At 74.3% G+C, this 13,345-nt stretch carries 9 protein-coding genes, 1 tRNA gene and 1 pseudogene; 7 read left to right on the top strand and 4 right to left on the bottom strand.

Annotation, left to right across the window (positions count from 1 at the left end):
* Nucleotide 1: 1 nt before the first annotated feature.
* Entirely contained in the window at nucleotides 2-157 is a 156-nt protein-coding gene (locus DSM104329_RS01975) for a hypothetical protein (RefSeq protein ID WP_259313715.1), read from the bottom strand.
* A 128-nt stretch (nucleotides 158-285) separates the two neighbouring features.
* On the opposite strand from DSM104329_RS01975, the gene DSM104329_RS01970 reads away from it, so the two are divergent.
* The 5 genes and pseudogenes from DSM104329_RS01970 (at nucleotide 286) to DSM104329_RS01955 (ending at nucleotide 7,442) form a co-directional block, all read left to right on the top strand.
* The gene (locus DSM104329_RS01970) at nucleotides 286-939 is read left to right on the top strand and encodes a TetR/AcrR family transcriptional regulator (protein ID WP_259313714.1); all 654 of its coding nucleotides are present in this window, start codon (nucleotides 286-288) and stop codon (nucleotides 937-939) included.
* 184 nt (nucleotides 940-1,123) lie between these two features.
* A pseudogene (locus tag DSM104329_RS01965) lies at nucleotides 1,124-2,929 on the top strand (glycoside hydrolase family 113); the annotation flags it as partial.
* A gap of 78 nt (nucleotides 2,930-3,007) precedes the next feature.
* Nucleotides 3,008-3,559, top strand: coding sequence for an HD-GYP domain-containing protein (locus tag DSM104329_RS29255; RefSeq protein ID WP_456064514.1), 552 nt, complete (start codon nucleotides 3,008-3,010; stop codon nucleotides 3,557-3,559).
* Between the two features lie 110 nt (nucleotides 3,560-3,669).
* A complete protein-coding gene (locus DSM104329_RS01960) occupies nucleotides 3,670-4,242 on the top strand; it encodes an HdeD family acid-resistance protein (protein ID WP_259313712.1) in 573 nt (190 codons plus the stop codon).
* Nucleotides 4,243-4,319: 77 nt separating this feature from the next.
* Nucleotides 4,320-7,442, top strand: coding sequence for a M36 family metallopeptidase (locus DSM104329_RS01955; RefSeq protein ID WP_259313711.1), 3,123 nt, complete (start codon nucleotides 4,320-4,322; stop codon nucleotides 7,440-7,442).
* Nucleotides 7,443-7,657: 215 nt separating this feature from the next.
* Here the strand turns inward: DSM104329_RS01955 and DSM104329_RS01950 are convergent, their stop codons facing one another.
* Nucleotides 7,658-8,038 carry a hypothetical protein gene (locus DSM104329_RS01950; RefSeq protein ID WP_259313710.1) on the bottom strand — a complete coding sequence of 127 codons (381 nt, stop codon included), beginning with the start codon at nucleotides 8,036-8,038 and terminating at the stop codon, nucleotides 7,658-7,660.
* A gap of 177 nt (nucleotides 8,039-8,215) precedes the next feature.
* Between DSM104329_RS01950 and DSM104329_RS01945 the strand changes: the two genes are divergently transcribed.
* Entirely contained in the window at nucleotides 8,216-11,662 is a 3,447-nt protein-coding gene (locus tag DSM104329_RS01945; RefSeq protein WP_259313709.1) for an AfsR/SARP family transcriptional regulator, read from the top strand.
* A 40-nt stretch (nucleotides 11,663-11,702) separates the two neighbouring features.
* Here DSM104329_RS01945 and DSM104329_RS01940 read toward each other — a convergent pair.
* Nucleotides 11,703-11,776 (bottom strand) — tRNA-Val (locus DSM104329_RS01940).
* 60 nt (nucleotides 11,777-11,836) lie between these two features.
* Between DSM104329_RS01940 and DSM104329_RS01935 the strand changes: the two genes are divergently transcribed.
* A complete protein-coding gene (locus DSM104329_RS01935) occupies nucleotides 11,837-12,175 on the top strand; it encodes a hypothetical protein (RefSeq protein ID WP_259313708.1) in 339 nt (112 codons plus the stop codon).
* Nucleotides 12,176-12,190: 15 nt separating this feature from the next.
* Here DSM104329_RS01935 and DSM104329_RS01930 read toward each other — a convergent pair whose 3' ends face one another.
* Entirely contained in the window at nucleotides 12,191-13,321 is a 1,131-nt protein-coding gene (locus DSM104329_RS01930) for an ABC transporter substrate-binding protein (RefSeq protein ID WP_259313707.1), read from the bottom strand.
* Nucleotides 13,322-13,345 lie beyond the last annotated feature (24 nt).

Raw genomic sequence — 13,345 nt, 5'->3', positions numbered from 1 at the left:
GTCAAGCGGGAGCGAGACGCCCGCGGCGGTGGCCGCGCAGCGGGAGGACGAGGCGCAGGCGACGGCGGGGACGGCGCGGAAGCTCGTGGCGCGCCTGGGCGAGCGCGGCCTCGGCCTGCCGGGCCGTCACGAGAGCGATGGTGAGGTTGCTTTGCATGGGGAGCATGCTCGACCTAAGACGCGCCTGCCACATCGGCAGGATGCAGCGACCTCGCGGCGCCGACCCCTTACGCCGCGCGCAGAACCCCTTACGGCCCGGCCGAACCGCGCCGTATGGTTAGCTCCGTGGCCGGGGAGACGCGGGAACCCGCCGTCCAGCGCCTGCCGCGCGGGCGCCATGGACTCCCGCGCGAGTTCGTCGTCAGCTCGCAGCGCGAGCGCCTGCTGGACGCCACGTCGCGGGCGGTCAGCGAGCTCGGCTACCGAGCCCTCACGGTGGCCGCGATCCTGCAGCGCGCCGGCGTGTCGCGCAAGACGTTCTACGAGCACTTCGCCGACAAGGAGGAGTGCTTCCTCGCCGCCTACGACGTCGTCACGGAGGGGCTGCTGCACGGGGTGTCGCACGCCTACGAACAGCCCGGGCCCTGGCGGCGGCGGGTGCGCGCGGGGCTCGCCGAGTTCCTGCGCCTCCTCGCGGCGGAGCCGGCGTTCGCCCGGATGTGCATCGTCGAGGTCCTCGCCGCCGGGCCGCGCGCCCTCGAGCGCCGCGACGACGCCATGCGGATGTTCACCGTCTTCTTCGACGCCGGGCGGCGTGAGGCGCCGGCGTACGTGGCGCCGCCGCCGCTGGCGGGCGAGTCGGTCGTCGGCGCGATCTACGAGATCGTCTACACGCGGATCCGCCGCGGCGAGACCGCGCAACTGCCGGACCTCCTCGACGACCTGATGTACGTCGCGCTCGTCCCCTTCCTCGGCATCGACGAGGCCCTGCGGGGCTGAGCCGGCAGAGGCGCTTTGCGCGAACCTTCCCATCTGCCCTGAAAAAGCGGCGCGGCGCTAGAACATCCGTCCAGTCAGATTGCTGTGTTCTCCGTACCGCTCGCGTTTTCTCGCAAGCAAGACGAGGCAATATCGCATCCGTTGGTAGGAAGTTGCTCAACGTCGGGGTAGAACTTGAGCGACCATGGTAGTAGGAGCAGGGGTGCTCGCGGCGCTTGCGCTGTCCGTCGGTGCGCCCCACGGTCAGGGAGCCAACCTCACCGCGTACACGCCGAACGCGTACCGCCAGCCTGCCGCCGCGCAGGCGCTCGATGAGCTGCGCGACACCGGCATGCGCCGGGCGGCGGTCGTCGTCACCTGGTACATGCCCGACCCGTCGTCCTCGCTCGTCGCGCGCGACGCCCTGCGCACGCCGACCGACACCGCGATCAGGGATCTGGCGCAGCAGGCGCGCGACCGCGGCGTCTCCTTGGTCATCAAGCCACAGATCGACGTCGCCGACGGGACGTTTCGCGGCGACATCGATCCGGCCGACCGCGTCGCCTGGTGGCGCAGCTACGACGCGATGATCGAGCACTACGCCGACCTCGCACGTGACGTGCGGGCGGACGGGCTCGTCGTGGGCGTCGAGCTGCGCTCGATGTCCACGGACACGCTCGCCTTCGAGACCCTCATCGACCGGGTGCGCCAACGGTTCGACGGCACGCTGCTCTACGCCGCCAACTGGGACGAGGTGGAGCGGGTCGGCTTCTGGCCGGCGCTCGATGCCATCGGCGTCGACGCGTACTACCCGCTCAGCGCGGATACCGGGGCGAGCGTCGCGAGCCTCGCCGCCGCCTGGGAGACCGTCGCCGACGGCCTGGAGCAGCTCAGCCGGAGGGTCGGCCGGCCGGTGATCTTCACGGAGCTCGGCTACGCGGCGAGGCCCACCGCGGCGGTCGATCCGTCCGGCGCCTTCCAGTCCGGCGGCCCCGTCGACGTGGACGCGCAGGCGCGTGCGTATGAGGCCACGCTGCGCGCGCTCGGCGACGAGCGGTGGCTGCGCGGCATCTACTGGTGGGACTGGCCGATCGACCCGCGCGACGAGATGGGGCAGGCGTACTCGCCGCGCGACCGGCCCGCGGAGGCGCTCATCCGGCGGGCCGCGACCGGCGAAAGCCAGGCCTCCAGCGGCGCGATGGGCATCCTCGGCAAGGTCCCGTGGCCGCTGCTCGTCGTCATCGGCATCTGGGTGTCGGTGGCCGTCGGGTTCCTCGCCGTCATCCGCGCCGCCGGCCGCGCCGACGACTCCGAAGCGGGCGCGCCCGGACCGGGGGCGCCGAACCCGGGGCCCGAGCCGATCGAGCCGTTCCTCGTCTCGCCGCCGCCCGCGCCGCTCGCGCCGCTCGCGATGGCCGGCCCGGACGGGCCGGAGGAGGCGCTCGAGCCCGGGAACGGCGGGCGTACGGAGGCCGTGACCGCCACCGCGAACCCCGTGGCGGCGTCGCCCGCCCCGGCCCCGCCCGTCGCCCGGGTCGCCGCGCGGGCGCCGCGGCCGACGCGCCGGGAGGAGCCGCCGGCGCCGCGCCGCGAGCGCGGCGACGCGCTGCGCGACCTCGGCGGCGTCGACCTCGACCACCTCGCGGAGATCACCGCGCAGGTCATGGCCGTCGACATGGTCGCGATCCTCGTGCGGGCTCCCGACGATCCGGACACGCTCGTCAGCGCCGGGGAGTTCGGCGTGAACCTCCGCGGGCGGCGCTGGCCGGCGGACGCCGGGCTCGCGGCGCTGGTCCTGGCGCGGGGGGAGCGCGTCGCCGTCAACGACTACGCCGAGCTGGCCGCGCGCATCGGCGCCCAGCAGACGCAGGACATCCGCACGGCCGCATCGGCACCGCTCGTCACCCGGACGGGCCTGCGCGGCGGCGTGTCGATCGGTTCGCGCAACGCGAACCGGCGCATGGAGATCAGCGACCTCGAGCTGCTGAGCACGCTGACCGAGCTCGTGGCCGCGGGCATCGACCATCCGCCGGAGACCCTCTGGCCCGACGAGGGCGCGCGCAGCCAGGTCGAGGGCCTCGTCTCCGCGATGGACGCCCGCGACCGCGACGAGCGCCGGCGCACGACCATGCTCGTCGCGATGGCCGACCGCGTCGGCGCCCGTCTGCTGCCCGACGACTCGCGGGAGCGCGCCGAGCTCACGTTCGCGGCCCGGCTGCACGACGTCGGCATGCTCCGCGTGCCGGTGACCCCGCTGCAGCGGCCCGGCCCCCTGGCGGGCGGCGTCGAGCGGCTCGTGGCCGCCCATCCGGGCTGGGGCGCGGACCTGCTGGCCGCGATCCCGGGCCTGCAGGCGGTCGCGGCGATCGTGCGCTTCCACCAGGAGCACTGGGACGGCTCCGGCTATCCCCACGGGCTCGCCGGCGAGCGCATCCCCCTCGCCAGCCGCATCGTCGCCGCGTGCGAGGCGTGGGCGGCGATGGTCATCGGGCGACCGCACGCGCCCGCACGCTCGCCCGAGCACGCGGTCGAGGAGCTGCGCCGCGCCGCGGGCACGCAGTTCGATCCTGCGGTCGTGGAGGTCATCGGCAACGTCAGCCCGACGATGCCGCGCCCCATGCCGCGCGTCGACAGCGACTGACCGGCCGCCTCCTCGGCGTCGTCGCGGGCAGGATGTGGAGCCCCCGGCGCGAAGTCCACTGACCGCGGTGGGCGCCGGCCGGCGTCCCCAACGGAGCTCGAGGAGCCGACATGTCCGAACAGGTCGACCAGGCGGTGGTGCGCGACACGGCGCGCAAGGTGACGGGGTTGTGGTGGCTGTGGCTGATCAGCGGGATCGCCTGGGTGATCGTCGCGCTCGTCGTCCTGCAGTTCGACTCGGCGTCCGCGACGACGGTCGGCGTCATCATCGGCCTGATGTTCCTCTTCTCGGGCATCGAGCAGCTGTTCATGGCGACGGTCGCCGACAGCATGAGGTGGGTCTGGGCGCTGTTCGGCGTGCTGCTCGTGGTGGCGGGCGTGATCTCGCTCATCCAGCCGAAGAGCACGTTCGCCGGGATCGCCGACATCCTCGGCTTCCTCTTCCTGCTCGTCGGCGTCTTCTGGACCGTGCAGGCGTTCATCGACCGGGCGGACAACGACCTGTGGTGGATCGGCCTGGTCTCCGGGATCCTCATGATCATCCTGGCCTTCTGGACGAGCGGGCAGTTCCTCATCGACAAGGCGTTCCTGCTGCTCGTGTTCGCGGGCGTCTGGGCGCTGCTGCACGGCCTGAACGACTTCGTCAAGGCGTTCGCCTTGCGCTCCGCCCACAAGCAGCTCTGAACCGGAGCCCGGACGCCGGAATCCGGGCCTCGTCGCGCCGGATTCAAGGCACCGTCGTCTCATGCCGATGGGGTGAGGTGCCCACTCCCCGTGTCCTGGCGACCACCGTCGCCGCGGCGCTGCTCGTCGCCGCTCCCGCCTCTGCCGCCGCCCGCCCCGACTTCGACGCCCATGGTTCAGCCGCCGGGGCGTCCGCCCGCACGCTCGCCGCTGCGAGCGGCGCGCTGACCGGCCCGTCGCCCGGCTCCGCCGCCGACGTCGCCCGCTCCTACCTGCGGCGCGAGCGAGCGAGCCTCGGTCTCGACGCGGCCGACGTGAGCTCGCTCGCCCTCGCCCGGACCGTCGCGCTCGGACCCGACGCGGTCAACCTGCACTTCGCCGACGAGCAGGACGGCGTGCCGCTCTTCGGCTCGGACCTGCGCGTCGCCGTGGCCGACGACGGCCGCGTGCTGAGCGTGACCGGCGCGCCCGCCCACGACGCCGCCGCGCCGACGCTCACCCCGCACGTGTCCGCCGCGGACGCCGTCGCCGCGGCGCGGTCCGACGCCGGGCTGAGCGGTCCGGCCGGCGCCGCGAGCGAGGTGGGCGGCGCGAGAAGCGAGACGCGCTTCGGCGGGGGGACGACCGCGAAGCTCGTGCGCTTCCCGTGGGGCGACGCGTCGATCGTCGCCTGGCGCGTGCTTCTGCGCGACGACGACGCCGGCGCGCTCTCCGACTACGTCCTCGACGGCCGCTGGGCGACGGTCCTGTACCGCCACTCGCTCGTCGACTCGGCGGCGACCGGCTTCACGTTCCCCGCCTGGCCCGGCAACGCGGTCGGCGGCACGCAGGCCGACGAGGACTTCACGCCGTGGCTCACCGATTCCACGCGGCTGCTCGGCAACAACACGCATGTGTGGCCGGACATCGACGCCGACGAGTCGCCCGGGCCGCTCGAGGAGGTCCCGCCGTCGTCGGGCTCGGACTACCACTATCCACTGACGCCCGTGGCCTCGCCCGGGCACGCCTGCCTGACGGGCGTCGGCTGCACGTGGGACAGCCGGGTGCCCGACTCGTGGCGCACCAACCTGGCCCAGGACGCGACGCAGGTCTTCTCGTTCGTCAACCGCATGCACGACTGGCTGATGCAGCCGTCGATCGGCTTCACCGAGGCGGCCGGCAACTTCCAGACGGTCAACTTCACCGGACAGGGCAAGGGCGGCGACGCCGTGCTCGGCAAGGCCAGCTACGGCGCCGACACCGACGACGGCCTGCCCGCGGGGCGCTATCAGAACAACGCGAACATGGGCACGCCGCCGGACGGCAGCGCGCCGACGATGCGGATGTACATGTGGACCGACCCGCCGTACGCCGACGTGCACGGCGGCGTCGACCCGGCCATCGTCCTGCACGAGTACACGCACGGCCTGTCGAACCGGCTCGTGATCGACGCCGACGGCATCAGCACGCTCGTGGGCGCGCAGCCGGGCGCCATGGGCGAGGGCTGGAGCGACTGGTACGCGCTCGACTACATCGTCGCGCACGGCTACGAGACCGACGACCCGGCGCAGCCGGGATCCCTGGCCGGTGCGCCGGTCCTGACGATGCTGCGCAGCCAGCCGGCGGACTGCCCGGTCGGCGTCTCCGATCCGCGCTGCCCCGGAACGGCGACCGCGGGCCCGGGCGGCTACACGTACGGCGACTTCGGCAAGCTCGCGCCGCGCGGCCCGGAGGTCCACGACGACGGCGAGATCTGGACCGAGACGCTGTGGGACCTGCGCACGCGGCTCGAGGCCGACCTCGGCGCCGCCAACGGCGCGCAGCGGGCCCGGTCGCTCGTCACCCGCGCGATGCAGCTCTCGTCGCCGTACCCGTCGTTCCTCGACATGCGCAACGCGATCCTGCGCGCCGACGCGTCGTTCTTCGGCGGCGCGGACACCGACGCGATCTGGGAGGTGTTCGCGGCGCGCGGCATGGGCTTCTTCGCGTCGGCGGCCAACGCCATCGACACCACGCCGATCGAGGACTTCTCGCTGCCGCCGGCGTCGACCGGCACGCTCAGCGGCCGCGTGACCGCGGCCGGCGAGGCCGCGGCGGGCGTCACGGTGACCGTCGACGCGGGCGCGAGCACCGTCACCGGCGCAGACGGCCGCTACTCGCTCGAGCTGCCGGCGGGGACGTACCCGCGCGTCACGTTCGGCCCGACGAACGGCGTCGACGGCCTCACGGTGCGTTCGGTCGCCGTGCCGGCGGGCGGGACGCGCACGCTTGACGCGACCACCCGCACGGACTGGCTGTCGACCGGCAGCGGCGCGACGATCGCGTCGGTCTCGCCCGGCGCCTTCAGCGGCAACGGGGCCGGCCCGCTGCAGGCGATCGACCAGAATCCCGGCACCGCGTGGGCCGGTCCCGGACCCGAGACGGCGGACGACGAGGGCCCGCGGCAGCTGACGATCCAGCTCGCGCGAGCGATCAACGTCTCCGCGGTGACGATCGATCCCGGCACCGACCCGCGCGTCGGCCCCTCGTGGGCGATCCGGGAGTTCCGCATCGAGACGTCGACCGACGGCGTCGCGTTCACGCCCGCCGCCGGCGGCGCGTTCACGCCCGCCGACCTCGGCTCACCGCACCGCGTCGCGCTCGATGCCGGCACGGTGCCGGCGGTCCGGTACCTGCGCCTGGTCGTCCTGTCCACGCAGGGGCCGTTCTCCGACAACAGCGGCGCGATGGCCGTCGCCGAGATCTCGGCCTACGGCACGCCGTGGGTCGCACCGGCGCCGTCGCCCAGCGGAGGCGGCGGGTCGACCCAGGCGCCGCAGCCCGTGCCCGAGCCGGGACCCTCGCCCGAGCCCCCGGCCCTGACGCCGGCCCCCGTCGCCCCCGTCAGGCCGCCGGCTCCGCAGGCGACGCTGCGCGTCGCCGAGCTGCCGAAGCTCGGCGCGCTGGTCCGCCGCGGCCTGCCCCTGCGGGTGACCTGCGCGACCGCGTGCCGCGCGCGGGTGGTCGTCCGGCTGCCGTTCGCCAACGGCCTGGTCGCCGGCGTGGCGCAGCGCGACCTCGCCGCCGGCCGGGCGGCGACGGTGCGCGTGAAGCTGCGCCGGGGCGCGGCGAAGCGGCTCGCGGGACGGCGCTCCGCACGGGCCCGCGTCACCGTGCAGCTCACCGGGCGCGAGGGCGGTCCGGCGCGGAGGCTGACGCAGACCATCCGCCTGTCGCGCTGACCGAGGCGACGCCGCGCGACCACCGGGGTCGCGCGGCCCGCCCATGCGGCCGTCGGAGATGAGTGGCGACCACCGTGAGGCGGGGACGGCCCGGCCGTGGCGGGCAGCTGCACCGGCATGCACGTCGGCTGCCGGCGGTCGCGCCGCCGACGCCCTGACGCACGAGCGGGCCCGTGCAGGCCCGCTCGATGCCGTCAGCGAGAGGTTGAAGAGCACTAGTGGCCGGCCGTCCCTTCCTCCGGGCCGCCGTCGAGGCGGGTGCCGAAGTGGGAAGCGATCGAGTTCGACTGCGCGCCGCGCGTGCCCTCCTCCGGGCCGCCGTCCAGGCGCGTGTCGGGCCGCGACTCACGCCTGGTCTGCTGCGGCGACAGGCCGAACGGCGCCAGCTCCTGGCCGCCGGAGCCCAATCGGGCGGTCACCGGGGCCGCGGGAGTGACCTTGGTGGTGATGGTCGTGCTGTTGGTGGTCGCCAGGATCACGACGGCAGCCGCCAGGCCCACGACCGCGACCAGCGCGGCGGCGAGCAGAGCGCGCATGTGCACGTAGTGCGAGCGCAGGACGACGGCGGGGTGCTGCGAGGCGATCGGGGTACTCATCACTGCCTCCTTGCCGGAGCGGGCGGTTTGCGCCGGCGCCCGTGCGTTGTGGTGGCGGCATCGTGCGGGGCGCCGGTAACAGCGCGGCGAAGGCGCGGTAACAGCGCGGACGGCGGCCGGTTGTGGAGGGCCGGGGGCTGATGTACGTTCGGTCGCGCCCGGCCTCCCACCACCGTCATGGACTTCGGCATCCTCGGTCCGCTGCAGGCTCTCGACGAGGGCCGGCTCCTCACGCTTGGAGGCAGCAAGCAGAAGGCGCTCCTGGCCCTCCTGCTGCTGCACGCCAACGAGACGCTCAGCACCGAACGGGTGATCGACGAGCTGTGGGGCGAGCAGCCGCCGGCCACGGCGGCCAAGACGGTGCAGATGCACGTCTCGCGGTTGCGCAAGGCGCTGGCCGCGGGCGCCGGCGCGGCGGCCGACGTGGTGCTGACCCGCGAGCGCGGCTACGAGCTGCGCCTGGACCCCGAGCGCCTCGACGCCAACCGCTTCGAGCGACTGGTCGCCGACGGGCGCCGGGCGCTGGCCGAGGGCAGCGCCGAGCGGGCATCGGCGGCGCTGGAGGAGGCCCTGGCGCTCTGGCGCGGCCGGCCGTTGGCCGACGTCTCCTACGAGGCGTTCGCCCAAGCCGAGATCGCCCGCCTCGAGGACCTGCGGGTGGCGGCGATCGGGCAGCTGATCGACGCCAAGCTCGCGCTGGCGCGCCACGACGAGGTGGTCGAGCAGCTCGAGGCGCTTGTCGTCGAGCATCCCTACCGCGAGCGCTTCCGCGCGCAGCTCATGCTCGCGCTCTACCGCTGCGACCGGCAGGCCGAGGCGCTGCAGGCCTACCAGGACGCGCGCCGCCAGATGGTCGAGGAGCTCGGCATCGAGCCGGGTGAACGGCTGCGGGAGCTCGAGGCGGCGATCCTCGCCCAGGATGCCGGCCTGGCGCTGGTCGAGTCGCCGGGACCGGCGGAGACCGCCGCCCGGAGTGTGGTGGTCGGCCGCGATCGGGAGCTGGCCGAGCTCGGCGCCGCGCTTGACCAGGCGCTGGCCGGCCGAGGGCGACTGGTCCTGCTCGCAGGCGAGCCGGGGATAGGCAAGAGCATGCTCGCCGACGAGACGATGCACCGGGCGCGCGCGCGGGGTGCCCGGGTCGCCGTCGGCCGTTGCTGGGAGGCCGGCGGCGCGCCGGCCTACTGGCCTTGGGTGCAGGCGCTGCCGGACCTCCGCGAGCTGCTCGGCGGTGTCGCGTCACGCGAGAGCGACTCGGGCGGCGCGCGCTTCGAGCTGTTCGTGTCGATCGCATCGTCGATCCGCGCGACCGCCTCCGAACGGCCGCTGGCCGTCTTCCTCGACGACCTGCACGCGGCCGACGCCCCTTCAGTCCTGCTGTGTCGGTTCGTGGCCGAGCAGATCGCCGACGCGCGCGTGCTGGTGGTCGGCTGCTATCGCGACACCGAGGTGGGCCCGCACCTGGCCGAGGTGCTCCCTGAGCTCGACCGCACGGCCACCGTCCAGCGGGTTCGGCTGCGCGGGCTCAGCCGGCAGGACACCGCCCGGCTGCTCGAGCTGTCCTCGGGCGAGACGCTGCCCGATGCCCTGGCGGCGAAGGTGCACTCGGAGACCGAGGGCAACCCGCTGTTCGCCGGGGAGGTGGGGCGACTGCTGGCCGCGGAAGGAGTGGTCTCGCAGGCCGGAAGGCTCCCGATGCCCGACGGGGTCCGCGAGGCGATCGGCCGGCGTCTGGCCAGGCTGTCGGATGACTGCCGGCGCACGCTGAGCCTCGCCTCGGTGATCGGCCGCGAGTTCGAGCCCGCGACGCTCGAGCTCGTCTCGGGGGTCGCCCAGGACGAGCTGTTCGCCGCTCTCGACGAAGCGGTGGCGGCACGGCTCGTCGGCGAGCTGCCCGAGGGCGGCACGATGCTGCGCTTCTCGCACGTGCTCGTGCGCGACGTCGTCTACGACGAGCTTCCGCCGACGCGGCGTCCCGGCCTGCACGCGCGGGTGGCTGAGGCGCTCGAGCGGCGCTACGACGCGAACCTCGAGCCCCACCATGCCGAACTGGCCCACCACTACCTGCTGGCGGGCTCCGCAGGGTCGGGGAAGGCGCTGCACCACGCGGGCGCCGCGGGGCGTCGCGCGGCGTCGCAGCTGGCGTACGAGGAGGCGGCGCGGCATTACCGCAACGCGCTGGAGGTCCTCGACACGCACGGACCCCAGGACCGCCGGCTCGCCTGCGATCTCCTCCTCGCGCTGGGCGAGGCCCTCAGCCGCGCCGGAAGCGTCCCCGATGCGAAGGATGCGCTGCGCCGCGCCGCGGCCATCGCCGAGCAGGAGGGCTGGGCCGACAAGCTCACGCTCGCGGCGATCAACTACGGCGGGAGATTCGGCTGGGAGCGCGCGAGCACCGATCCGGCGTTGGTGCCGCTCCTCATGCGTGCGCTCGCTGCGGTCGGTGACGACGACGGCCGCAGCCGGGTCCGGTTGCTCGGTCGCCTGGCGGCGGCGATGCGCGACGATCCCTCACGCGATGCACGGGTCCCCGTCGCCGAGGAGGCGCTGGCGATCGCGGAGCGCAGCGGCGACCCTGCCACTCTCGCCTACGCCTTGGACGGCTACTGGGCGGCGGTCGAGATGCCGGGCCTCGAGCGTCAGGGTCTGGAGAGGTGCCGGCGACTGGTCTCGCTCGGCCGCGACATCGGGGACACCGAGGTCGTCTTCGCCGGCCACGACCACCGCTTTCACCTGTTCATGCAGTTGGGCGACCGGGCCGCCGCGGACGTCGAGTTCGAAGCCCTGAGCGCCCTTGCCGACGAGATGCGCCAGCCCGCGCAGCGCTGGCACGTATCGACCGAGCATGCGTCGCTCGCGCTGCTGGAGGGCCGCTTCGAGGACGCCGAGCGACTGATCGAAGAGACCCTGGCCCGCGGACGGCTGGCGGTGAGCTGGAACGCAGCCGTGTCGCAGAAGCTGCAGTTGTTCGTCCTGCGCCGCGCGCAGGGGCGCCTCGCCGAGGTCGAGGAGTCGATGACGAGGTCCCTGTACGAGTACCCCACGCTGCTGCGCTTCCGCTGCGCGCTCGCCCACCTCCATGGCGAACTCGGCCACACGGAACCGGCACGCCGCGAGATGGACCAGTTGCTCGCGCTCGATCTGGAGCACGAGTATCTCGATGCGGAGTGGATGTTCAGCCTGGTGATGCTGGCCGACCCCTGCGCGTTCCTCGGCGACGTCGCGGCAGGCGACCGGCTTCACGCGCTGCTGGCCCCGTGCGAGCAGAACTACGCCTATGCCCCGGTGGAAGCGGCTTTCGGTTCGGTGGCCCGCGCCCTCGGGCGGCTCGCCCAGGTCGCGGGCCGCCCCGACGAGGCCGGCCGGCACTTCGAGGCAGCCCTGGAGATCGAGCGGCGAATGCGGGCGCGCCCATGGCTCGCTCATGCCCAGCATGACTACGCCGCCATGCTTCTGGCGGGAGGCGGCGAAGCGGGCGGGAAGCGCGCCGCGGGGCTGCTCGACGAGGCCATCTCCACCTACCGGGAGCTCGGCATGGACCGCTGGGCACGGCGCGCGGAGAACCTCCGCCCCATCTCGGCGCCCCGTCCCGGCGGCCCCATCAGCCCCGATCGGAGCCCCAGATGAGGAACGCACCGTCTGCCTCCAGGGCCCTTCGTTCGCGGAGTGGGCGGTGCGCGGTTCGAACGCGCGACCTCCTGCTTGTAAGGCAGGCGCTCTGACCAGCTGAGCTAACCGCCCGTCGGCGACAGGCTAGTGCGGCGGGCTCGCGCCGCGCCCGGCCGCTCCTATGCTGGCGGGGTGGACCGCTCGATCGCCGTCAAGGCCGTCGTCATCCAGATCGCCGCCGTCGCCGTGGTGGCGATCGTGCTGGCCGTCCTGCTGCCCAAGAGCTTCTTCGAGGACTGGGGCTGGCTGTCGGGGCCGGTGGCCTGGATCGGGTGCGCGGCGGTGACGGCCCGTGTTCTCGGCCTGCCGATCGTCGGCGCGCTCACCGGCGCCATGCTCGCCGGCATCCCGAGCATCATCGCGGTCGTCGCCGGCGTCCACTGGCTCGGCGCGCTGATCGCCGCGCTCGCCTTCGGGTTGTGGTGCGGGCGGCTCGCGGTCGACCGCGAGCTCGACGCCGAGATCGTCTGAGGCGCGCCGCGCCGCTCAGCCGATCCGCACGTACCGGCCGCCGCGGATCTGCTGCACGACCGGCGTGTACTGCGGCTCACGGTCGGGGCCGAACGAGAAGCGACCGAGCACCGTGTCGACGTCGCGCAGCCCGGCGAGCGCGTCCCGGATCGCGCGCGGGTCGCTGGAGTCCGCGCGCCGGATCGCCTCGGCCAGCAGCTTGACGCCGGTGTAGGACTGCGCCGCGAACTGGTCGGGCGCCGTGCCGAAGCGCGCCCGGAAGGCCGCCACGAAGGCCGCGTTGCCCGGCGTGTCCTCGGTGGCGATCCACGCCGCGCCCGAGATGGCGCCCTGCGCGGCGCGGCCGCCCTGCGCGATCAGTCCGGGCGCGTTGAACGCGTTGCCGCCGATGAACGGGACGGCGCGCAGCGCGCGGATGCGCCGAGCCGCCTTCATGACCTTCACGGCGTCCGGCGCCAGCGCGGAGACGAACAGCGCGTCGGGCCGCTTGCGGGCGATGCGGCGCAGGGCGCGCCGGTAGCCGTTCGCGCTGTCCGAGGCGAACGAGCGGTCCGCGACGATCCGCACGCCGGGCGTGCCGCGCAACGCCTCGCGGAACACGTCGTGGCCGGTCTTCGAGTACGCGTCCGGCGTCGCCCACACGATGGCGGCGCGGCGGTAGTGCAGCCGGCGGTGGGTCACGGCGACGGTGCGAGGCTGGACGGCGCGCTCGGAGAGCGAGTCGCGGAAGACGACGTCGCCGATGTCGAGGACCCCGTCGCCGGTGTTCGACACGCCGAGCACGGGAACGCCGCGGCCCTGGGCCACGCGATCGGCCTGGAGCGCCGAGTTCGACAGCGTCGGCCCGAGCAGAGCGACCGCCCCGGTGTCGATGAGCTGGGTGAAGAGCTCGGCCGCGCGGGACGCGCTGGACCGGTCGTCGCGCTCGTCGAGCGCGAGGCGCGCGCCGCCGAGCGCGCCGGACGCGTTGACCTCGTCGACCGCGAGCTGGGCGCCGGCGGGCTGCAGCGCGGCGTAGCTCGCGCCCGCCCCGGTCACCGACCATACGGCGCCGAGCCGGATCTCTCCGGCGGGCAGCGCCGCGAACGCCGCCGCCGGGACCAGGAGGGACAGGAGGACGGTGAGCAGCGGGAGCAGTCGGCGCATGGCGCGGGCACGTTAGCGTCCACG

It is taken from the genome of Capillimicrobium parvum (genome assembly GCF_021172045.1).
Classification (GTDB): Bacteria; Actinomycetota; Thermoleophilia; order Solirubrobacterales; family Solirubrobacteraceae; genus Capillimicrobium; species Capillimicrobium parvum.
This window is presented reverse-complemented; position numbering and strand designations above follow the sequence as displayed.